Here is a 20,451-nt window from a genome sequence, read left to right as displayed (position 1 = left end):
AAAGAGGTGGCCGTTCAGGACCCGGGTCCTGAACGGCCACCTCTTTCCGGCCCGTGTCAGGCGCTCCGCGTCAGCGCGCGTATCCGGCCCAGCAGCGCCTGTACGGAGCTGTCGGCGACCGCCGCGACCTCGTCGTAGCCGAACCAGCGCAGATCCAGCGACTCGTCGCTGATCGCCTCGACGGCGCCCTCGGGGGCGACGACCGCGTACTGCACGTCCAGATGCCACGCGCAGGGCGTACGGTGCCGGTCCAGAGCCACCGGCTCGGGCCGCAGCAGGCCGAGACCGGCGATCCCGGACTCCTCCGCGCTCTCCCGCAGCGCCGCCCCGGCCAGGGTGGTGTCCTGCGGCTCGCAGTGGCCGCCGGTCTGGAGCCACATGCGCAACTTGGCGTGCAGCGTCAGCAGGGCGCGCTCGCGCGGCGGGTCGACCACCAGCGCGCTCGCCGTGATGTGCCCGTCGGCGCACGCCTTCCACATGCCGTCGGGATACGCCGCCAGGTGCGCCAGATACTCCTCGCGCAGCCGCTCCTGCCCCTCGTCGGGCGCACTCCACCGCTCCAGGACGCCGACCGCGTCCGCGTGCAGAAGGCTCACTTGCCGGAGTCGCCGTCCTCGTCGGGGTTCTCGCCCTTGTCGGCCGCGTCGCCGGGCGCCTCGGGCTTGCGGTCGCCGCCGCTCGCGGCCTCGCCGAGCATCTTGTCCAGCTCGGAGAAGTCGACGCCCTCGCTGTGCACGAAGCCGTCCGGGTCGTCCAGGTCGGCGGCGGTCGGCAGCATGTCGGGGTGCGCCCACAGGCCGTCGCGGCCGTCGACACCGCGGGCGTCGGTCAGCGAGGCCCACAGCCGGGAGGCGTCCCGCAGCCTGCGGGGCCGCAGCTCAAGACCGATCAGGGTGGCGAAGGTCTGCTCGGCGGGACCGCCGGTGGCGCGGCGGCGGCGCAGCGTCTCGCGCAGCGCGCCCGCGGACGGCAGGTGCGGGGCGGCGGCCTCGTGCACGACCGCGTCCACCCAGCCCTCGACGAGCGCGAGGGCCGTCTCCAGGCGGGCCAGCGCCGCCTTCTGCGCCGGGGTGTCCTCGGGCTGGAACATGCCCTGCTGAAGCGCTTCCTGAAGCTGCTCGGGCTGCGAGGGGTCGAGCTGCCCCACCGCCTCCTCCAGCCGCGCGGTGTCGACCTTGATCCCGCGCGCGTAACCCTCCACGGCGCCGAACAGATGCGCGCGCAGCCACGGCACGTGCGCGAAGAGCCGCTGGTGAGCGCTCTCGCGCAGCGCCAGGTAGAGCCGCACCTCCTCCTGCGGGACGCCCAGGCCCTCGCCGAAGGCGGTCACATTCGCGGGGAGCAGCGCCGCCTTGCCCGCCGGGCCCAGGGGCAGGCCGACATCGGTGGAGCCGACGACCTCACCGGCCAGGGTGCCGAGCGCCTGCCCGATCTGGGAGCCGAACATCGCGCCGCCCATCGAGCGCATCATCCCGATCAGCGGGCCGGACATGGCCTGCATCTCCTCGGGCAGCACATCGCCCATCGCCCCGGCGACGCGCTCGGCGACCGGGTCGACCAGCTCCTTCCACACCGGAAGCGTCGCCTCGACCCACTCCGCGCGGCTCCAGGCCACCGCGGAGCCGGACCCGGACGGCAGCGAGGTGGCGCTGTCCAGCCACAGATCCGCCAGCCGTACGGCCTCCTCGACCCACGAGCGGTCGGCGCGGCCGACGGTCGCGTCCTTGACGCCGTCCTGGGTGCCCTGGGCGACCGTCTGGCGGGCGATGTCCTTGGCCATGTCCCAGTTCACCGGGCCGCCGTCGTAGGACAGCATCTGGCCGAGCTGCTGGAAGGCGGCCCCCAGGTCGTTGGGGTTGAGCGAGCCGAACATCGCCGCGAACGGGTTGTCGCCGGCGGCGCCGCCGCCGACGCCACCGAAGCCGAACGGGTTCGGCGCTCCGCCCTGGCCCCCTTCGCCCTTGTTCTTCCGGCCGTCGTCCCCGTCCTCGGGCTCCTCGGGAGGGACGCCGAATCCGAATGGGTTGTCACTCACGGGATTCCTCGGCTCTGTGTTGTGATGGGCTGGGGTTGTGTCGGGCTCGGTGTACGGGCAGTACCTCCAGCCTAGACACGTGTCAGGCAGGATGGCTGCGTACCGACGTCACGCCGATGGCGTGCGCCAGCCGCACCCGTACTTGAAACAACCGTGGGAGACACCCGGTGAGTTCCCCAGAAGGACACGTTCGCCCAGAGCGGAGCGCGGGCAGGGCCGCGTCGGGACCGGTGGTCGCGATCACCGGCGCCGCGTCCGGCGTGGGCCGCCAGCTGGCGCTCAGGCTCGTGGAATCCGACCAGGTCAAGAAGGTCGTGGCGATCGACGAACGGCGCGGTGACGTGCCCGGTGCGACCTGGCGGGTGCTCGACGTGCGGGACCCGGTCATCGCCGACAAATTGCGCGGCGCGGACGTCGTCGTCCACCTCGCGCTCGACCTGGACCTGGAATCCGACGCCAAGGCGCGGTCCGCGTTCAATGTGCGCGGTACGCAGACCGTACTGACCGCCGCCGCTGCCGCGGGCGTGCACCGTGTGGTGCTGTGCACCTCGGCGATGGTCTACGGCGCCCAGGCCGACAACGACGTGCCGCTCGCCGAGGACGCCCCGCTGCGGGCCACCTCGGAGGCCAGCTTCGTGGACGACCTGCTGGAGATTGAACGGCTCGGCCGCCGCGCCCCGCGCGCCCACCCCGGCCTCAATGTGACGGTTCTGCGCCCTGCCGTCCTGGTCGGCGGCACGGACACCGCGCTGACCCGCTACTTCGAGTCGCCGCGGCTGCTGGTGGTGGCGGGCAGCAGGCCGTGCTGGCAGTTCTGCCACGTCGAGGACCTGGTGTCGGCGCTGGAGTACGCCGTCCTGGAGAAGGTCGACGGCGAGATGGCGGTGGGCTGCGACGGCTGGCTGGAGCAGGAGGAGATCGAGGAGCTGACCGGGATCCGGCGCATGGAACTGCCCGCGGCCATCGCCTTCGGCGCCGCCGCCCGGCTGCACCGCCTCGGCCTGACCCCGTCGCCCGCGGGGGACCTCGCGTACACGATGCACCCGTGGGTGGTCAGCGGCAGCCGCCTGCACGAGGCGGGCTGGCGCCCGCAGTGGTCCAACGAGGAGGTGCTGGCCGAGCTGCTCGCCGAGGTCGAGGGCCGCAATTCGCTCGCGGGCCGCAGGCTCGGCCGCAAGGACGCCACGACGCTGGGCGCGGCGGGCGCCACGGTCGCGCTGGTCGGTACGGCGGCGCTGGTGCGCAGGGCCCGCAAGCGGCGCGGCCTCTAGATCCGATAGATCCGAAGGCGCGTCCGTCGCCCCGCGGTGGTGGAAGCCACTTTCCGTATCGCGGGCATATGAGGCAGCATGTGCCGCATGGCATCCACGCACGACGAACACGCCGCCCCCGCCGACCGCGCCCGGGCCGCCGACGGTCCGATCCGGCTGCTCGCGATCCGCGACACCCCGCTGTCGCTGGACGAGGTCTTCGCCTCGGTCGGCGACGACGCGGCCGGCGGCACGGCGCTGTTCGTCGGGACGGTACGCGACCACGACGGCGGTTCGGCCGCCGAGGTCACCGGTCTGGCGTATTCGGCGCACCCCAGCGCGGAGGCCGAACTGCGCGGGATCGCCGAGAAGATCGCCGCCGACTACCCGGTACGCGCGCTGGCCGCCGTCCACCGGGTGGGTGAACTGCGGGTCGGCGACATCGCGGTGATCGTCGCCGTCTCCTGCCCGCACCGCGGCGAGGCGTTCGAGGCCAGCCGCCGCTTCATCGACGACCTCAAGAGCGAGGTCCCGATCTGGAAGCACCAGACGTTCACCGACGGCACCGAGGAATGGGTCGGCGTCTAGGGCCTGTCCGGCGGATCGTGAGCGACGCGCGGGGGCGTAACCCCGTACCCCACCGGGCCGTTGGTGCACAGAGCGGTTAATCTGCTCATACGTCCGTTTTGGTGTACATGGGGTCGGGAGTTCGACGTGGCAGCACTCGCTTGGTTGCTCATTCCGTTGGTCGCCGCGGTGTTCGCCGCGGTCTGGGCACGCTGGGCGTCGCACACCCGCACCACCGGGGACGGCGCGTCGCTCGCCGGGTACGAGCGGTTCCGGCAGGCCATGCAGGCCGAGTCGGCGGAGAAGCCGGACACCGAGACGGTCTGAGGACCGGGCACCGGGACGGCAGAACAGGCGCCGCACGGCCGCGTACCCGTCCGGACTCACCCCGCGGGCCGGTTGTCCGGCGGTTCCCGTAGGGTCGTGCCATGCCACGCCGCACCGCGACGCTGCTCGCCTCGACACTGACGCTGATAGCGCTGCTGTGCATCGCGCTGCTGGCTCCCGCACCGTACTCGGAGATGTCGCCGGGACCGACGGTGAACACACTCGGGAGCTACGACGGCGAAATGGTCATCCAGATCGGCGGCCACAAGACGTACGCGACGTCGGGTCACCTCAACATGACCACCGTGCGGGTCACCGGCGCCGACTACTCCATGAACCTGGTGGAGTCGCTGCTCGGCTGGGCGCGGCGGGACGACAAGGTCGTGGAGCACGACACGCTGTACCCGAAGGGGCAGACGGCCCAGGAGGCCGACCAGCAGAACGCCGAGGAGTTCAGCCAGTCACAGGACAGCGCCAAGTACGCGGCGCTGACCTCGCTGAAGATCCCCGTGCCCTCACGGGTGATCGTCGCGGCCGTCGTCAGCGGCGGGGCGTCCGAGGGCGAACTGCACGCGGGCGATGTGATCAAGGCCGTCGACGGCACCGCGATCACCAAGGCCGACCAGGTCGCGGGCCTGGTCACCAAGCACAAGCCGGGCGAGAAGGTGGTCTTCACGATCATCCCGGCCGCCGACGCGAAGAAGAAGCTGGACACCACGCAGAAGGTGACCATCACCACCCGCGCCTCGGACGACGGCGGCCCGTCGCGCGCCGTGGTCGGCATCCAGGCGGGCGTCGAGCACCTGTACCCGTTCACCATCGACATCAAGCTCGCCGACGTCGGCGGACCCAGCGCGGGCATGATGTTCGCGCTCGGCATCATCGACAAGCTGACGCCCGACGACCTGACCGGCGGCAAATTCGTCGCGGGCACCGGCACCATCGACGACAACGGCAAGGTCGGACCGATCGGCGGCATCAGCCTGAAGACGATCGGCGCGCGCGACAAGGGCGCGCAGTTCTTCCTCACCCCGGCCGACAACTGCGAAGAGGCCGCCAAGAGCATCCCCTCGGGCCTCACCCTGGTGAAGGTGAAGACCCTGGACGACGCCTTGGCGGCGCTGAAGGACATCAAGTCGGGCAACGACGCGGCGCTGCCGAGCTGCAAGAGCTGAGACCGGCTCAGTCCCGGTCCGCTCAGTCCCGGTCAGCTCAGGTCGGTTCAGCCCGGCCGCGCCACCGGGCGCTCAGACCTCGAAGGTCGCCGACAGTGCCTCCGCCAGACCCGGCACCAGATCGGAACCGGTCAGCACCTCGGTCGGCGTGTCCTTGGCCCGCAGCCGTACGGCCGACTCCCGCGCGCCGTCCCGCAGCACCGCGACCGTCATCCGCACCTCCTGGCGCTGCGGGTGCGCCGCCACCCACGTGGCCAGCGACGCGTCGTCCAGGCCCTCGGGAATGGCCGCCTCGGCGGCGGGCGGCAGCATCAGCCGCTCCACGGTCAGCGCGCAGCCCGCGATCACCTCGGGCCACGCGATCGTCGCCAGGAACTCGTCGAGCGCCGTGCCGGACGGCAGCTCGTCCTGCTCGATCGGGGTCAGCGACCCCGTCTCGTTCGTCTCGGTCAGGCCGAGTTGATCGGCGAGGCCGGGTTCCTGCGTACGGAGCTGCGCGGTGTCGACAAGGGCGAACAGCCGTGCGGGCCGGTCCCAGCCGAGGCCGGACGCGTACTCGTCGATTTCCAGTACGGCACGGGTCAGCGGGCTCGCCGCGAGCGGTGCACCATCGGTCGCATTGTTGGACATGGTCAGTATCCTGCCTCTTCCCTTGCCGGAATCGGGAACCGGCCAAAGCGTAGGTAAGTTGCACCAGTGGGAGTCCGACCCGGGACACCCCAGAAATACGGACAATTCGAGGTGCGCACCTTGGTATTCGAGATGCCGGACCGCGGCGGAGGATCGTCGGGGCCACGGATCAGAGTCGGCCGCCCATCCCGGCGGACCCGGACGTTGCTCATCACGATCGGCGTGCTCGCCGGTCTGATGATCGCGTTCGTGATCTTCGCGGGATTCTGGACCGACTGGCTCTGGTACCGATCGGTTCACTACTCGTCGGTCTTCACCACCACGCTCTGGACCAAGGTCGGTCTGTTCTTCGTCTTCGGCCTGCTGATGGCCGGAGCGGTCGGCGTGAACATCTATCTGGCACACCGGCTCCGCCCGCCGCTCAGCGCGATGTCGCTGGAGCAGCAGAGCCTCGACCGCTACCGGATGGGTCTCGCGCCGTACAAGAAGTGGGTGCTCCTCGGGGTCTGCGCGGTGGTCGGGCTCATCGCCGGCGGATCGGCCTCGGGGCAGTGGCGGCTGTGGCTGCTGTGGACGAACGCCACGAAGTTCAACGTCAAGGACCCGCAGTTCCACAAGGACGTGTCCTTCTACGCCTTCGACCTCCCCTGGTACCGCTTCCTGCTGAGCTTCGGCTTCGCGGCCGTGGTGCTCTCGCTGGTCGCCGCCGCCCTGGTGCACTACCTGTACGGCGGGCTGCGGATCACCTCGCCCGGCGGCCGGGCCACGGCCGCCGCCACCGGGCATCTGTCGGTCCTGCTGGGCATCTTCATCTCGCTCAAGGCGGTCGCCTACTGGCTGGACCGCTACGGCCTCGCGGTGAAGTCCAGCGGCTTCAAGGCCACTGACAACTGGACCGGTCTGCGGTACGTGGACGCGAACGCGTATCTGCCCGCCAAAACGATCCTGTTCTGCATCGCGGTGATCTGCGCGCTGCTGTTCTTCGCGACCCTCTGGCGCCGCACCTGGTCGCTGCCGATGATCGGCTTCGGCCTGATGGTGCTCTCGGCGATCCTGATCGGCGGCCTCTACCCGGCCATCGTGCAGAAGTTCCAGGTGCAGCCGAACGAGGCGGCCAAGGAAGCGCCGTACATCCAGAAGAACATCGATGCCACGCGTGCCGCGTACGGCATCAAGGACAGCCAGGTGAAGCCGTACAGCGGCACCAGCGAGTCCAGTACGGAAAAGCTGCGGGCCGACGCGGACACCACGGCGAGCGTGCGCGTGCTGGACCCGAACGTGGTCTCGCCCACGTACCAGCAGTTGCAGCAGACGCGCGGCTACTACGCCTTCCCCTCCACGCTCGACGTCGACCGCTACAGCGACGCCAAGGGCAAGGAGCAGGACACGGTCGTCGGCCTGCGCGAGCTGAACATCAACGGCATCCCCGAGAACAACTGGATCAACGACCACTTCAAGTACACCCACGGCTACGGCATCGTCGCCGCCAAGGGCACCGACGTGTCCAGTGACGGCTCGCCGGCCTTCACCGAGAAGGACCTGCCGACCACCGGCCAGCTCGGCACGTACGAGCAGCGGGTCTACTACGGCGAGCGGACGACGCAGTACTCGATCGTCGGCGGTCCGACCCAGGAGATCGACTACACCGACGCGGGCGGCGAGAAGCCGTTCACGTACACCGGCAAGAGCGGCGTGGACCTGTCCAACCCGCTGACGCGGGCGGCGTACGCGGTGCAGTTCGGCGAGCCGCAGATCCTGTACTCGGGGGCGATCGGCAAGGGCTCGAAGATCCTCTACAACCGCACTCCCAAGGAGCGGGTGGAGTCGGTCGCGCCCTGGCTGACCATCGACGGCGACCCGTACCCGGCCGTGGTCAACGGCCAGGTGGAGTGGATCGTCGACGCCTACACCACCACCAACGGCTATCCGTACGCGTCGCGCACCACGCTCGGCGACACCACGACCGACTCGCTCACCGACGACCAGCGGTCCGTCATCGCGCAGCAGAATCAGGTCAACTACATCCGCAACTCGGTCAAGGCGACCGTGAACGCCTACACCGGTGAGGTCACGCTCTACCAGTGGGACACCCAGGACCCGGTGCTCAAGACGTGGATGAAGGCGTTCCCGCACACGGTGCAGCCGAAGGACAAGATCAGCGCCGAGCTGATGGACCACCTGCGCTACCCGCAGGACCTGTTCAAGGTGCAGCGGCAACTGCTCACCAAGTACCACGTCACCAAGGCGTCCACCTTCTACACCGGCAGTGAGGTGTGGGAGGTCCCGGACGACCCGGCCGCCCAGACGGGCAAGGCGGTGCCGCCGTACTACCTGAGTCTGAAGATGCCCGACCAGTCGGAGCAGGCGTTCTCGCTGACGTCCACCTTCACGCCGAACGACCGCTCCAACCTGAGCGCGTTCATGGCGGTGAACGCCGACGCGTCCAGCAAGGACTACGGCACGATCAGAGTGCTGCAACTGCCGCCGAACACCACGGTCGACGGGCCCAAACAGGTGCAGGCCAAGCTCAACTCCGACAACAAGGTCGCGCCGCAGATCAACCAGCTCAAACGGGCGGGCGCGGACACCACCGTGGAGTACGGCAATCTGCTCACCGTGCCGATGGACGGCGGGCTGATGTACGTGGAGCCGGTGTACGTACGCGGCGCGGGCAACAACTACCCGCTGATGAAGAGCGTGGTGGTGCTCTTCGGCGACCGGATCGGCTTCCAGCCCACGCTGAAGGCCGCGCTGGACGAGGTGTTCGGCCCCGACGGCGAGTCGACGACGAAGCCGCCGCCGGACGACACCACGCAGCCGCCGACGACGACCAGCCCGCCGACCACCAGCCCACCGGGCGACGCGACGCTGGAGCAGGCCCTGACGGACGCTCAGAAGGCGTACGACGACGGTCAGGCGGCGCTGAAGAAGGGCGACTGGCAGGCGTACGGCGAGGCGCAGAAGAAGCTCTCCGAGGCGCTGAAGCAGGCGCGGGAGGCGGAGAAGGCGGCCAAGGGGACATAAGACGGGGCCGATCGACCTGATGGGTCGACAAGCGGGCTGATCGGGTGACACTCCGCGTCGTGGTACGGTGAGGACACAACGACGCGGGGTGGAGCAGCTCGGTAGCTCGCTGGGCTCATAACCCAGAGGTCGCAGGTTCAAATCCTGTCCCCGCTACTGTACGAAGAGGGCCAAAGTCAACTGACTTTGGCCCTCTTCACTTATATGGGGGATGTTCGGTGAACGGGGTTTCGCAAGCCGCCTTGTCGGGAAGTCGACAAACCGCTGAAGTGACCAATCGGGTTGCGGTATACCAGGTGTACGGCGGTAGTGGACGGTGCGACGATGGACCTCATGGGGGATGGTGCAAGACTGCTGAACACTCGTCAGATCCACGAACGGCGTGGTTCTACGGGCGATGTCGACATGTCGACCGAAAGGTTGGCCCAGGAGTCGGCTTCGACGCCCGTGACCGCGTCCGCGACCGTGCCCGTCACCGCGACCGCGCTGCTGCCCGCACCGCGCCCGTCGGCTGAGCAGCCCGCGTCCGCCGAACTCACCGCGTCCACCGGGACGGTGGCCACCCGGTCCCTGGGGCCCGTCGCCGCCCCGGCCGCCGGGCTCAACGACCTGCCCGGGCTTCCCGAACCGACCGACGAGGACGGCCTCGCGCTCCGCGAGGAGGCCGAGATCGAGGCGCGCCACCGGCACGCCGCCGACCTCGGCGACCCGTACGCCATGAGCGCGCTCGGCACGCTGCTGCTGCGCCGCGGCGACCTCGACGGCGCGGAGCCGTACCTGCGCGCCGCCGTCACGCACGGGGACCGCGCCGCCGCCAACAACCTGGCCCTGCTGCTGCACCAGCGCGGTTACGCCGACGAGGCGGCCGACTGGTGGCGGACCGCCGCCGTGGCGGGCTCCGCGCCCGCCGCGCACGCGCTGGGCCGGCACTACCGCGAGCGCGGCGACGAGCCCGCGGCCGAGTACTGGCTGCGGCAGGCCGCCGAGTCCGGCCACACGCTGGGCGCGTACGCGCTGGCCGACCTGCTCGACCACCGGCGCGAGAGCGGCGCCGAGCGCTGGTTCCGCGCCGCGGCCGAGCACGGCCACCGCGAGGCCGCGTACCGCCTCGCCCGGATATGCGCCGCGCGCGGCCAGAACCACGAGGCAGAGCAGTGGTACCGGCAGGCCGCCGCGCGCCGCCACCGGCGGGCCGCGCTGCGCCTGGGCACGCTCCTGGAGGAGCGCGGCGAGCAGGCGGAGGCGGGCCGTTGGTATCTGACGGCCGCCAGGGACGGCGAGGCGCGGGCCGCCTGCGCGCTGGCGTTCCTGCTGCGCGACGCGGGCGACATCGACCAGGCCGCCACCTGGTGGCGGCGCGCCGCCCAGGCGGGCGACGGCCAGGCCGCCAACGCGCTCGGCGCGCTGCACGCCCAGGAGGGCGAGACGCAGACCGCCGAGCGCTGGTACCGCACGGCCCTGGACGCGGGCGACATCAACGGCGCCTACAACCTCGGCCTGCTCTGCGCGGGCCAGAGCCGCAACGCGCAGGCCGAGCAGTGGTACCGCAAGGCCGCGTACGCCGGGCACCGCGAGGCCGCCAACGCGCTGGCCGTGCTGCTGCTCCAGCGCGGCGACGCGATGGGCGCCGAGCCGTGGTTCTCCAAGGCCGCGGAGGCGGGCAGCATCGACGCCGCCTTCAACCTCGGCATCCTGCACGCCGGGCGCGAGGAGGCCGACACCGCGCGCGCCTGGTACGAGCGGGCCGCCGCCGCCGGGCACGCCGAGGCCGCCCTCCAGGTGGCCATCGCGCTCCAGCGCGACGGCGACCACCACGCCGCCGAGCGGCACCTGCGGTGCGCCGCGGGCGGCGGCAGCCCGGAGGCCGCCTTCCGGCTCGGCGCGCTCCTGGAGCGCAGGCAGCGCGAGCGGGACGAGGGCGACGCGGGCGCGGAGGCCACGGGCAGCGTCGAGGCCGAGGAGTGGTACGAGCGGGCCGCCCGGCAGGGGCACCGCCGCGCCCAGGTACGGCTCGGCATGTGCGCCGCCAAGCGCGGGGACGTGGTGGACGCGGCGCACTGGTACCGGCAGGCCGCCGAGGCCGGTTCCCGCAACGGGGCCTTCAACCTCGGGCTGCTGCTGGCCCGCGAGGGCGCCGAGCCCGAGGCCGCCCTGTGGTGGACGCGGGCCGCGGACGCCGGGCACGGCCGCGCCGCCCTGCGGATGGCGCTGCTCTCCGCCCGGCGCGGCGAGCTGGCCGAGGCGCAGCACTGGTGCTCCCGCGCGGTCACCTACGGGCCCGCCGAGGTCGCCGAGCGCGCGGCCCGGCTGACCGCCGCGGTCAAGCACGAGCTGACCGCGTGAGCCGACGGTCGTCAGCGGCGGTTGACCAGGTCATCCGTACGGTTCCTGACCGTTTCCGGCTGAGGGGCGCCCCGCCCGGGGCACCCCTCAGCCGGAATGGCCACCCGCTGCGACGGCCGCCCGCCTATGGATTTGCGCTGGTCAGGAACGCTGGTCTACAGTGAGGGCACAACGACGCGGGGTGGAGCAGCTCGGTAGCTCGCTGGGCTCATAACCCAGAGGTCGCAGGTTCAAATCCTGTCCCCGCTACGGAAAGAGAAGGCCCGGAAGCCATTGGCTTCCGGGCCTTCTTCCTGTGCGACACCGGTCGTCGGCCGGGCTGCGGGGCCGGGTCGCTGGGCGCTGCGCGCGCGGCGGCACCGCGCGCTTTCTCTTAGTCTCCTTGTGCGGGCTTCTTATTCGGGCAAAGACCCGCCGAACCGTCTTGGGCGCGGCACCTTCGCGCGCGATCCTGGTCGGGTACGACGGGCGAGGAGGCGGGATTGCTGCGCAGGCGGCGAGGGCGATCCGAGGCGGGTGTCACCGTGGTGGACACGGGACGCTGGCAGCGCTGGTGCGAGGCCGCGCTCGGCGGGCGTCGCGAGGACGCGGTGACCTTGCTCGCGGGCCTGCGCGCGGTCGTCGAGGACGGACCGCCGTACGACAGGGCCGCGGCGCTCGCCGCGCTCGGCGACGCTCCTGCGGACCTTCTGCTGCTGCTCGACCGGCACGCCAGGCCCTGGCATGGCGGCGGCGCCCACCGCTGGGCCGCCGGCGGCCACGCCGGTGTCGATCCGCTGCGTCTGCTGCTGGCCTCGCTCGACGAGGACGGCCGGGTGCGGGCCGGGGCCGTCGAGAGCCTGGCCGGATGCGGCGGGCCGCTGGCCGTGGCCGCGCTCGCCCTGCGGACGGTCGACTGGGTGCCGGAGGTGAGCGAGCGCGCCACCGCCGCCCTGGTGGCCCGCAACGCGCCGGACGAGGTGGCGGCGGCCGTCCGCGTGCTGCTCAGGCTCGGCGGCAGGCGCCGGGCGGGCGGGCTGCTCGCCTCGTACCGCGCGGTGCTGAGCGAGCCTCCGCACCGCCGCGCCGTGCGGGCGCTGGCCGCCGACTCCGACCCGCTGGCCCGCCGCTTCGGCGTCGAACTCGCCCTGGACCTCGGCAGTTACGTCCGCGGCGACCTGCTGCGGACCGCGCTGCACGACCGCGACCAGGTCTGCCGCAGGCTCTGCGCGCAGCGGCTGCTGGAGCTGGACCCCGACCAGGCGGGCCGGTTGATGTGGGCGCGCGGCGCGGGCGTACGGGAGCTGGCGGTGGCCGCGCTGCCCGGCGACGTGCCCGCCACGCGGCTGGTCGCGCCGCTGGCCGACCGGGCCAGGATGGTACGGGCGCAGGCCCGTTGGCAGTTGTACCGGCGCGGGGAGCCGCCCGCCGACGTCTACCGCAGGCAGCTCCGCAAGGTCGGCAGGACGACCGCGCCCCGGCTCGTCGCGGGACTGGCGGCCGGTCTCGGGGAGTGCGGGGACGCCTCCGACGCGGCGCTGCTGACGCGGCTGCTCGGACCCCGCGAGCGCGATCATGCCGAGAACTGGCCGCCGATGGTGCGCAGGGCCGCCGCCCGCGCGATCGGGCGGCTGGCCAAGCCCGCCGAACTGGTCGGCCTGCTCGGCCCGTTGGCGACCGACCCCGATCCGGGCGTGGCGCGCGAGGTGTTCGAGGCGCTGGCCCGGGTGCCGGCCGATGTCCCGGTGGAGACCCTGTGGGTCGGCAGGACCCGTACGGAACCGGCCGTACGCAGGGCCGCCGAGCGGATCGGCGGCAGGGCCTGCGAGCGGATCGTGCCTACGAGCAGTCCGGGCACAGTCCCCGGTAGGTGACCTCGGCCGCCTGGACCGCGAAGCCGAAGCGTTCGGTCGGGGGGAGGGCCGCGAGCGGGTCGCCGTGCGGGTGGACGTCGCGGATGGTGCCGCAGCGGGAGCAGACCAGGTGCTGGTGCGGCCGGTGCGCGTTGGGGTCGTAGCGCTTGGCGCGGCCGTCGGTGGCGACCTCGATGATCTCGCCGATGCTCACCATCTCGCCCAGCGTGTTGTACACGGTGGCGCGGGAGATCTCCGGCAGCCGTGCGATGGCACGCGCGTGCACCTCGTCGGCGGTGAGATGGACATGGTCGCCGTCGAGGACCTCCGCCACCACGCGCCGCTGGGCGGTCAGCCGCCAGCCGCGTTCGCGCAGTCGTTCCAGCAGGTCGCTCATGCGAGCCAGGGTAACAGCGGGGCAACCTGGATCGAAAGGGTCTGTTCCTGACCCCCATCCTCTATTGGCTCTCTTCTTGACTTAGACATTGTCCAGAGTAGGATCGGCTCCGGCGCGAGCCGATGGGCATGCCGGGGGGCCGGACGATCTGGAGGAGAAGCACGTGACGGTTCAGGAGACGGGTCCGCTGACCACGAGTGCGCTGACCACGGAGGCCGGGGCGCCGGTCGCGGACAACCAGAACAGCGAGACGGCGGGCCTCGGCGGCCCGGTGCTCGTCCAGAGCCAGCACCTGCTGGAGAAGCTCGCGCACTTCAACCGCGAGCGCATCCCGGAGCGGGTCGTGCACGCGCGGGGCGCCGGTGCGTACGGCACCTTCACGCTGACCCGTGACGTCTCGCGCTGGACGCGGGCGAAGTTCCTTTCCGAGGTCGGCAAGCGGACCGAGACGTTCCTGCGCTTCTCCACCGTCGCGGGCAACCTCGGCTCGGCCGACGCCGTCCGCGACCCGCGCGGCTTCGCGCTGAAGTTCTACACCGAGGAGGGCAACTACGACCTCGTCGGCAACAACACCCCGGTGTTCTTCATCAAGGACGCCCTGAAGTTCCCCGACTTCATCCACACCCAGAAGCGCGACCCGTACACCGGCTCCCAGGAGGCGGACAACGTCTGGGACTTCTGGGGGCTCAGCCCGGAGTCGACACACCAGGTGACCTGGCTCTTCGGCGACCGCGGCATCCCGGCCAGCTACCGGCACATGAACGGCTACGGCTCGCACACCTACCAGTGGAACAACGAGGCCGGAGAGGTCTTCTGGGTCAAGTACCACTTCAAGACCGACCAGGGGATCAGGAACCTCGCCACCGGGGAGGCCGTGCGCGTCTCGGGCATGGACCCCGACTCCCACCAGCGCGACCTGCGCGAGGCGATCGAGCGCGGCGCGTTCCCGTCCTGGACCGTGCAGGTGCAGATCATGCCCGCGGCGGACGCGGCCACGTACCGCTTCAACCCGTTCGACCTCACCAAGGTGTGGCCGCACGCGGACTACCCGCCGGTCGAGATCGGCAGGCTGGAGCTGAACCGCAACCCGGAGAACGTCTTCGCCGAGGTCGAGCAGTCGGTCTTCAGCCCCGCGCACTTCGTGCCCGGCATCGGCCCGTCCCCGGACAAGATGCTCCAGGGCCGCCTGTTCGCGTACGGCGACGCGCACCGCTACCGGGTCGGCGTCAACGCCGACCACTTGCCGGTCAACCGCCCGCACGCCACTGAGGCGCGGACGCACAGCAGGGACGGCGCCCTCTACGACGGCCGCCACCAGGGTGCCAAGAACTACGAGCCGAACAGCTTCGGCGGTCCGGCCGAGACCGGCCGCCCGCTGTGGGAGCCCGTCGAGGTGTCCGGCGCGACCCGGTACTCCGCCGCGCCCGCGCATGCCGAGGACGACGACTTCGGGCAGGCGGGCACCCTGTACCGGCTCATGTCCGAGGACGAGAAGACCCGGCTGATCGACAACCTGGCGGGCTTCATCGCCAAGGTCTCCCGCGAGGACGTCGTCGAGCGCGCCGTCGACAACTTCCGCCGCGCGGACCCCGACTACGGCAAGCGACTGGAGGCAGCGGTCCAGGCCCTCCGCACCTGACCCGTCGCTCGCCGTTGGCCGAAGAGGCCGGACGCCAAAGGGCTCCGGCCTCTTCTGCGCGTCCGCGTGCGGAACCGAAGGCGCGTGCGTGCCGTTCCGAAGCCGAGCGTGCCGGCCGTTCCGAAAAGCGGCTACGCGCTGGTCAGGGCGGTCGCGGTCGGTGTCGTGGCCGGTGTCGTGGACGGCGACGCGGACGGCGTCGCGGGCCGCTGCGCGGACCAGCAGCGGATGATGTCGCGGACGGAGACCACGCCGATCGGATCGCGGCCCTCAAGGACGACCAGGTGACGGAAACCGCCGTGCAGCATGGCGGCGGCGGCCTCGTCGAGGGTCCACTGCGGGGCGGCGAAGACGACATCGGTCGTGGTGTGGGCGTGGGCGAGTTCGCGGTCGGGGCTGAGACCGTCCCCGATCGCGTCGAGGACGTCGCGCTCGGTGAGGATGCCGAGACCGCAGGTGTCGGTGTCGAGGACTATGGCCGCGCCGACTCGGCGGGCGGACATCAACTGGGCGGCCTGGCGGAGGGTGTGGGCGGGGCCGATGGTGAGTACCACCGTGCTCATCGCGTCGCGGACCAGCATGGGACGGGCACCTCCTTGTGTGAAGCCCTCACACGGGACCGCCGTCCGGCGAGCCGGGAGACGCTCGCGTGAACGGTTTCACAAGTTCACAAGCGGGGGCACCTTCATAGTCACACGCCCCCGGAGGACCGGCAAGGGGGCGCGCGAAGCTCCCGCCGCGAGGTGACCCGCCGCCGCGCGCGGCTCGCGCCGCGCCGCTCCGACCTGCTAGGCGACGCCGTCCGAACCGCCCACGTACCCCAGCAGCTCCTCGTGCAGCAGGCCGTTGGAGGCCGCCGCGTTCCCGCCGAAGGGGCCCGGCTCGCCGTCGAGCGAGGTGAAGCGGCCACCGGCCTCGCGCACGATCACGTCGTTGGCCGCCATGTCCCACGTGCTCAGCTCGGGCTCCGCGCAGATGTCCACCGCACCCTCGGCGACCATCATGTACGGCCAGAAGTCGCCGTAGCCGCGGGTGCGCCAGACATCGCGCGACAGGCGCAGGAAGCCGTCGAGCCGCCCCCGCTCCTCCCAGCCGCTCAGCGAGGAGTACGCGAAGGACGCGTCCTCCAGCCGGCTCACGCCCGAGACGTGCAGCCGGGTCGCCGACGACAGGCTGCGGCCGGTGTACGCGCCGTCGCCCTTCGCCGCCCACCAGCGGCGGCCGAGCGCGGGCGCGGAGACCACGCCGACCACGCTCTCGTCGCCCTGCTCGCCGCGGACCATCAGCGCGATCAGGGTCGCCCACACCGGAACGCCGCGCACATAGTTCTTGGTGCCGTCGATCGGGTCGATCACCCAGCGCCGCGGCCCCGCGCCCTGGCTGCCGTACTCCTCGCCGAGCACCGCGTCCCGCGGGCGCGCCCGCGCCAACTGGCCCCGGATCAGCTCCTCGGCCGCCTTGTCCGCCTCGCTCACCGGCGTCAGGTCGGGCTTGGTCTCGACCTTGAGGTCGAGCGCCTTGAAGCGGGCCATGGTCGCGGCGTCGGCGGCATCGGCCAGCACGTGGGCCAGGCGCAGATCGTCGTTGAATTCGGGCATAAGCCGAACAGTAGCGATCTCGCCTGGTCCCGGTCATCTCCGCCCTGCGCGCAACCTTGACAGACCAGGACAGCGCGTCAATTCTTTCCGCACGGCCGCTGTCCGCGCCATCGCGCGGACACCTCGTGGCGCCTTGGAGGCAATGATGCCTACAGCGCGGGAATCGCTCCTGGACGCGGCGTTCGCCGCGCTCGGCGACCGGCCCTGGGAAGCCGTACGGATGGTCGAGGTCGCGGCGGCGGCCGGGGTGTCGCGGCAGACCCTCTACAACGAGTTCAGCAGCAAGGAAGGGCTCGCGCGCGCCCTCGCCCGGCGCGAGACCGAGGGCTATCTGGCCGGTGTCGACCGCGAGTTGGCCGCCGCGGGCCGGGTCGGCGCCGACGCGGGGGAGTGCTTCGCGGGCGCCGCGGGCTGGACCCTGCGGTCCGCCCGGCGCAGTCCGGTGGTCGCCGCCGCCCTCACCGGCGCCGAGGGCGGCCTGGTCGAATCCCTCAAGGCCCGTACGGTCGACGCGCTCGTCCGCGGCTACCCGCGGCTGCGGCCCCAGGACATCGGATGGGCCTGCGAGGCGGCGATCCGGCTCACCCTGTCGTACGTGATCGCGCCCGCCGCCAGTGACGAGAAGGCGTGTCTGCGGGTGGCGCAGCTCGTCCGCAGCCTGCTGTCGTGGCCCGCGACGGGGGAGGAGCCGTAGCGGCGCACGGTCCGCGCGGGCGCCGCCCGTGAACCGTCAGTGCGCCGAGCCGGAGATCTGGAGGCCGATGACGCCCGCGATCACCAACGAGATGGACACGATCTTCAGCGTGGAGACGACGTCGCCGAGGAAGATCATGCCGTAGATCGCGGTGCCCGCCGCGCCGATGCCGGTCCAGACGGCGTACGCCGGGCCGACGTCCAGCTTCTTCAGCGACAGCGTCAGCAGACCGAAGGAGCCCAGCGCGAACAGGGCGAAGGCGATGGTCGGCCAGATACGGGTGAAGCCGTGCGACAGCTTGAGGCAGACCGCGAACCCCGTCTCAAGGATGCCTGCGACCACCACGAGCAGCCAGGCCATCGGGTGCCTCCCGTTCCCACTCCGTCTCCGAAACCTGTGTGCGCTGTCGATCATCACACAGCCTGCCCGGAAACCGCCCCTCCGGTCGCCGAAAGCGCGTCAGTCTCCCTCGCGCCGCTCGCGGGTGGCCAGCAGCCGCCGCAGCGAGTCCAGCCGGGCGGGCTCGGCGTGCCCCGCCGCGACCCACGCGTCCAGCGCGCACTCCGGCTCGTCGTGCGAGCAGCCGCGCGGGCACTCCTCGGTGCCCGGCTCCAGGTCGGGGAAGGCGTGGATGACCCGCGACGGATCGATGTGGTGCAGGCCGAACGACCGTACGCCCGGAGTGTCGATCACCCATCCCGTGTCGCCCGGCAGCGGCAGCGCGAGCGCCGAGGTGGTGGTGTGCCGGCCGCGCCCGGTCACCGCGTTCACCGAGCCGGTGGTGCGCTGACGCTCCACCAGCGCGTTGACCAGTGTGGTCTTTCCGACGCCGCTGTGGCCGACGAAGGCCGTCACATGCCCGGCCAGCCGCTCGCGGATCTGGTCGACCCCGCCGGTCAGGAAGTCGTCCCTGTTGGTCACCACATACGCCAGGTCCAGCGCTCCGTACGTCTCCAACAGCGGCGCGGCCGGGGCCAGATCGGACTTGGTGAGCACCAGCAGCGGCTTCAGGCCCGCGTCGAAGGCCGCGACCAGGCAGCGGTCGATCATCCGGGGGCGCGGCTCGGGGTCGGCCAGCGCCGTGACGATCGCGAGCTGGTCGGCGTTGGCGACCACCACCCGCTCGAACGGGTCGTCGTCGTCGGCCGTCCGCCGCAGCACCGACTTGCGCGGCTCGATCCGTACGATCCGGGCCAGGGTGTCCTTCGCGCCCGACAGGTCGCCGACGACCGCGACCCGGTCGCCGACCACCATCGACTTGCGGCCCAGTTCGCGGGCCTTCATCGCGACCACCTCGCGGTCGTCGACCAGCACGGTCAGCCGCCCGCGGTCCACGGTCAGCACCATGCCCTCGGCGGCGTCCTCGTGCTTGGGCCTGATCGTGCTGCGCGGCCGGTTGCCCTTGGCGTTGGGGCGGACTCTGACGTCGTCCTCGTCGGGGTTCTTTCCGTAGCGGCGCACGGCGGTCCTCAGCCCCGGCCCGGTGCGGTGGTGTCCGCCGTGTCCGTCGCGTCCGCCGTATCCGTCGGGTCCGCCGTGCCGGTTGTCTCCGCTGTCTCCGTCGTCTCCGGTGCGGCGGCGCCAGGGCTGACGGCGCCCGGCGTGGAGATCCCCGGCGCGGGCGCGCGGCCCGCGAGCATCGCCGTCCACAGCTCGGGGAATTCGGGCAGGGTCTTCGCGGTCGTCGCCACGTTCTCCACCTGGACGCCGTCCACGGTCAGGCCCAGGACGGCCGCGGCGGTCGCCAGCCGGTGGTCCTCGTAGGTGTGGAAGACCCCGCCGTGCAGGGTGGTCGGCCGGATGCGCAGGCCGTCCTCGGTCTCGGTGACGTTACCGCCCAGCTCGTTGATCTCCTTGGCCAGCGCGGCCAGCCGGTCGGTCTCGTGCAGCCGCAGATGCGCGATGCCGGTCAGCACGCTCTCGCCCTCGGCCAGCGCCGCGACCGCCGCGATCACCGGGGTCAGCTCGCCGACCTCGTGCAGATCGGCGGTGATGCCGAGCACCCGGCCGGTGCCGCTGAGGGTCAGCCCCTGCTCGGTCAGCTCGTACGAGCCGCCCATCGCGGTGAACAGCGTGCGCAGCGCGTCACCCGGCTGGGTGGTGCGGCGCGGCCAGTCCGGGATGGTCACCCGGCCGCCGGTGATCAGCGCGGCGGCCAGGAACGGCGCCGCGTTGGACAGGTCGGGCTCCACCGTCAGGTCCCGGCCGAGCAGCGCGCTCGGCGCCACCCGCCACACATTGCGCGCGCCGCCGTCCTGCGGGGCGTCCACCTTGGCGCCGGCCTTCCGCAGCATGTCCACGGTCATCCGGATGTGCGGCTGGGACGGCAGGCTGCGGCCGGTGTGCCGCAGTTCGAGGCCCCGGTTGAAGCGCGGCGCGGACAGCAGCAGCGCGCTGACGAACTGCGAGGACGACGACGCGTCCACGGACACGCTCCCGCCGGACAGCGAGCCCGCGCCGTTCACGGTCAGCGGCAGGGAGCCGCGGCCCTCGTCGTCGATCCTGGCCCCCAGCGCGCGCAGCGCGTCGATCACGCCGTGCAGCGGACGCTCGTACGCCCGCGCGTCGCCCTCGAAGCGGACCGGGCCGTCGGCGAGCGCGGCGACCGGCGGCAGGAAGCGCATCACGGTGCCCGCGTTGCCGACGTCGATCCGGGCGGGGCCGTGCAGCCCGGCGGGGATGATCCGCCACGCCTCGCCGCCGGACGGGTTGACCGTCTCGTCGATCTGCACGCCCATGGCGCGCAGCGCGTCGGCCATCAGGACCGTGTCGCGGCTGCGCAGCGGACGGCGCACCCATCCGGGTTCCGTGGAGTGCGCGGCGAGCACCAGAGCGCGGTTGGTCACCGACTTCGAGCCGGGCACCGTGACGGTCGCGTCCACGGCGCGGGGCGCGGTCGGGGCCGGCCAGAGGGCGGTCTGCGCGGTGCTGTCGCTCATG

General features: G+C 72.0%; 18 protein-coding genes and 2 tRNA genes. 11 read left to right on the top strand and 9 right to left on the bottom strand.

The features are described 5' to 3' along the window. Positions 1-56 precede the first annotated feature (56 nt). Complete coding sequence (locus ACIP4Z_RS10960; protein WP_391044330.1) at positions 57-596, bottom strand: NUDIX domain-containing protein; 540 nt, start codon at positions 594-596, stop codon at positions 57-59. Next, entirely contained in the window at positions 593-2,035 is a 1,443-nt protein-coding gene (locus ACIP4Z_RS10955; RefSeq protein ID WP_355347395.1) for a zinc-dependent metalloprotease, read from the bottom strand. The genes ACIP4Z_RS10960 and ACIP4Z_RS10955 overlap by 4 nt, the downstream gene beginning before the upstream one ends. Positions 2,036-2,202: 167 nt before the next feature. Here ACIP4Z_RS10955 and ACIP4Z_RS10950 point away from each other — a divergent pair, with 167 nt between their 5' ends. The 4 genes from ACIP4Z_RS10950 (at position 2,203) to ACIP4Z_RS10935 (ending at position 5,354) form a co-directional block, all read left to right on the top strand. Then, positions 2,203-3,306, top strand: coding sequence for an SDR family oxidoreductase (locus ACIP4Z_RS10950; RefSeq protein ID WP_355347392.1), 1,104 nt, complete (start codon positions 2,203-2,205; stop codon positions 3,304-3,306). Between the two features lie 87 nt (positions 3,307-3,393). Next, on the top strand, positions 3,394-3,873 hold the full coding sequence (locus ACIP4Z_RS10945; RefSeq protein ID WP_401306525.1) for a molybdenum cofactor biosynthesis protein MoaE: 480 nt from the start codon (positions 3,394-3,396) through the stop codon (positions 3,871-3,873). A 126-nt stretch (positions 3,874-3,999) separates the two neighbouring features. Beyond that, positions 4,000-4,179: a hypothetical protein gene (locus ACIP4Z_RS10940; protein ID WP_355347386.1), complete on the top strand. Its 180-nt coding sequence runs from the start codon at positions 4,000-4,002 to the stop codon at positions 4,177-4,179. 101 nt (positions 4,180-4,280) lie between these two features. Next, positions 4,281-5,354, top strand: a complete 1,074-nt coding sequence (locus ACIP4Z_RS10935; protein ID WP_401306521.1) for a PDZ domain-containing protein — start codon at positions 4,281-4,283, stop codon at positions 5,352-5,354. 72 nt (positions 5,355-5,426) lie between these two features. On the opposite strand, the gene ACIP4Z_RS10930 is transcribed toward ACIP4Z_RS10935, so the two are convergent. Continuing rightward, positions 5,427-5,984 (bottom strand): PPA1309 family protein, encoded by a 558-nt coding sequence (locus ACIP4Z_RS10930; protein WP_355347380.1) that lies wholly within the window; start codon positions 5,982-5,984, stop codon positions 5,427-5,429. A gap of 132 nt (positions 5,985-6,116) precedes the next feature. On the opposite strand from ACIP4Z_RS10930, the gene ACIP4Z_RS10925 reads away from it, so the two are divergent. The 5 genes from ACIP4Z_RS10925 (at position 6,117) to ACIP4Z_RS10905 (ending at position 13,204) form a co-directional block, all read left to right on the top strand. Further along, entirely contained in the window at positions 6,117-9,008 is a 2,892-nt protein-coding gene (locus ACIP4Z_RS10925) for a UPF0182 family protein (RefSeq protein WP_355347431.1), read from the top strand. A gap of 82 nt (positions 9,009-9,090) precedes the next feature. Then, a tRNA-Met gene (locus tag ACIP4Z_RS10920) sits at positions 9,091-9,164 on the top strand. Between the two features lie 249 nt (positions 9,165-9,413). Next, on the top strand, positions 9,414-11,351 hold the full coding sequence (locus ACIP4Z_RS10915; protein WP_401306517.1) for a tetratricopeptide repeat protein: 1,938 nt from the start codon (positions 9,414-9,416) through the stop codon (positions 11,349-11,351). A gap of 175 nt (positions 11,352-11,526) precedes the next feature. After that, positions 11,527-11,600 (top strand) — tRNA-Met (locus tag ACIP4Z_RS10910). Between the two features lie 275 nt (positions 11,601-11,875). Continuing rightward, positions 11,876-13,204 (top strand): HEAT repeat domain-containing protein, encoded by a 1,329-nt coding sequence (locus ACIP4Z_RS10905; protein WP_401306515.1) that lies wholly within the window; start codon positions 11,876-11,878, stop codon positions 13,202-13,204. Here ACIP4Z_RS10905 and ACIP4Z_RS10900 read toward each other — a convergent pair. Further along, complete coding sequence (locus ACIP4Z_RS10900) at positions 13,170-13,580, bottom strand: Fur family transcriptional regulator (RefSeq protein ID WP_355347371.1); 411 nt, start codon at positions 13,578-13,580, stop codon at positions 13,170-13,172. The two genes, ACIP4Z_RS10905 and ACIP4Z_RS10900, sit on opposite strands and share 35 nt — an antisense overlap. A 187-nt stretch (positions 13,581-13,767) precedes the next feature. On the opposite strand from ACIP4Z_RS10900, the gene ACIP4Z_RS10895 reads away from it, so the two are divergent. Further along, on the top strand, positions 13,768-15,219 hold the full coding sequence (locus ACIP4Z_RS10895; RefSeq protein WP_391044803.1) for a catalase: 1,452 nt from the start codon (positions 13,768-13,770) through the stop codon (positions 15,217-15,219). 131 nt (positions 15,220-15,350) lie between these two features. On the opposite strand, the gene ACIP4Z_RS10890 is transcribed toward ACIP4Z_RS10895, so the two are convergent. Together ACIP4Z_RS10890 and hisN are read right to left on the bottom strand one after the other, a co-directional pair. Then, positions 15,351-15,800 (bottom strand): cyclic nucleotide-binding/CBS domain-containing protein, encoded by a 450-nt coding sequence (locus ACIP4Z_RS10890; RefSeq protein ID WP_401306512.1) that lies wholly within the window; start codon positions 15,798-15,800, stop codon positions 15,351-15,353. A gap of 207 nt (positions 15,801-16,007) precedes the next feature. Continuing rightward, positions 16,008-16,817, bottom strand: coding sequence for a histidinol-phosphatase (gene hisN / locus ACIP4Z_RS10885; RefSeq protein WP_401306509.1), 810 nt, complete (start codon positions 16,815-16,817; stop codon positions 16,008-16,010). Positions 16,818-16,962: 145 nt separating this feature from the next. Here hisN and ACIP4Z_RS10880 point away from each other — a divergent pair, with 145 nt between their 5' ends. Then, positions 16,963-17,511 carry a TetR family transcriptional regulator gene (locus tag ACIP4Z_RS10880; RefSeq protein ID WP_401306506.1) on the top strand — a complete coding sequence of 183 codons (549 nt, stop codon included), beginning with the start codon at positions 16,963-16,965 and terminating at the stop codon, positions 17,509-17,511. Between the two features lie 36 nt (positions 17,512-17,547). Here the strand turns inward: ACIP4Z_RS10880 and ACIP4Z_RS10875 are convergent, their stop codons facing one another. The 3 genes from ACIP4Z_RS10875 to aroA form a co-directional block, all read right to left on the bottom strand. Beyond that, positions 17,548-17,871 carry a multidrug efflux SMR transporter gene (locus tag ACIP4Z_RS10875; RefSeq protein ID WP_355347359.1) on the bottom strand — a complete coding sequence of 108 codons (324 nt, stop codon included), beginning with the start codon at positions 17,869-17,871 and terminating at the stop codon, positions 17,548-17,550. Positions 17,872-17,970: 99 nt separating this feature from the next. Next, the gene (gene rsgA / locus ACIP4Z_RS10870; RefSeq protein ID WP_355347356.1) at positions 17,971-18,972 is read right to left on the bottom strand and encodes a ribosome small subunit-dependent GTPase A; all 1,002 of its coding nucleotides are present in this window, start codon (positions 18,970-18,972) and stop codon (positions 17,971-17,973) included. A gap of 8 nt (positions 18,973-18,980) precedes the next feature. Then, entirely contained in the window at positions 18,981-20,450 is a 1,470-nt protein-coding gene (aroA, locus tag ACIP4Z_RS10865; RefSeq protein ID WP_401306501.1) for a 3-phosphoshikimate 1-carboxyvinyltransferase, read from the bottom strand. Position 20,451: the final 1 nt, after the last annotated feature.

Origin of the sequence: Streptomyces sp. NPDC088910, from assembly GCF_044749865.1 — a bacterium.
Taxonomy (GTDB): domain Bacteria; phylum Actinomycetota; class Actinomycetes; order Streptomycetales; family Streptomycetaceae; genus Actinacidiphila.
This window is presented reverse-complemented; position numbering and strand designations above follow the sequence as displayed.

Excerpts from the sequence above, each read along its gene's own strand:
- ACIP4Z_RS10945 (WP_401306525.1), top strand. The coding sequence starts at position 3,394 with ATGGCATCCACGCACGACGAACACGCCGCCCCCGCCGACCGCGCCCGG.
- ACIP4Z_RS10935 (WP_401306521.1), top strand. The coding sequence starts at position 4,281 with ATGCCACGCCGCACCGCGACGCTGCTCGCCTCGACACTGACGCTGATA.
- ACIP4Z_RS10930 (WP_355347380.1), bottom strand. The coding sequence starts at position 5,984 with ATGTCCAACAATGCGACCGATGGTGCACCGCTCGCGGCGAGCCCGCTG.
- ACIP4Z_RS10925 (WP_355347431.1), top strand. The coding sequence starts at position 6,117 with ATGCCGGACCGCGGCGGAGGATCGTCGGGGCCACGGATCAGAGTCGGC.
- ACIP4Z_RS10915 (WP_401306517.1), top strand. The coding sequence starts at position 9,414 with ATGTCGACCGAAAGGTTGGCCCAGGAGTCGGCTTCGACGCCCGTGACC.
- ACIP4Z_RS10900 (WP_355347371.1), bottom strand. The coding sequence starts at position 13,580 with ATGAGCGACCTGCTGGAACGACTGCGCGAACGCGGCTGGCGGCTGACC.
- ACIP4Z_RS10890 (WP_401306512.1), bottom strand. The coding sequence starts at position 15,800 with ATGCTGGTCCGCGACGCGATGAGCACGGTGGTACTCACCATCGGCCCC.
- hisN (WP_401306509.1), bottom strand. The coding sequence starts at position 16,817 with ATGCCCGAATTCAACGACGATCTGCGCCTGGCCCACGTGCTGGCCGAT.
- ACIP4Z_RS10880 (WP_401306506.1), top strand. The coding sequence starts at position 16,963 with ATGCCTACAGCGCGGGAATCGCTCCTGGACGCGGCGTTCGCCGCGCTC.
- ACIP4Z_RS10875 (WP_355347359.1), bottom strand. The coding sequence starts at position 17,871 with ATGGCCTGGCTGCTCGTGGTGGTCGCAGGCATCCTTGAGACGGGGTTC.
- aroA (WP_401306501.1), bottom strand. The coding sequence starts at position 20,450 with ATGAGCGACAGCACCGCGCAGACCGCCCTCTGGCCGGCCCCGACCGCG.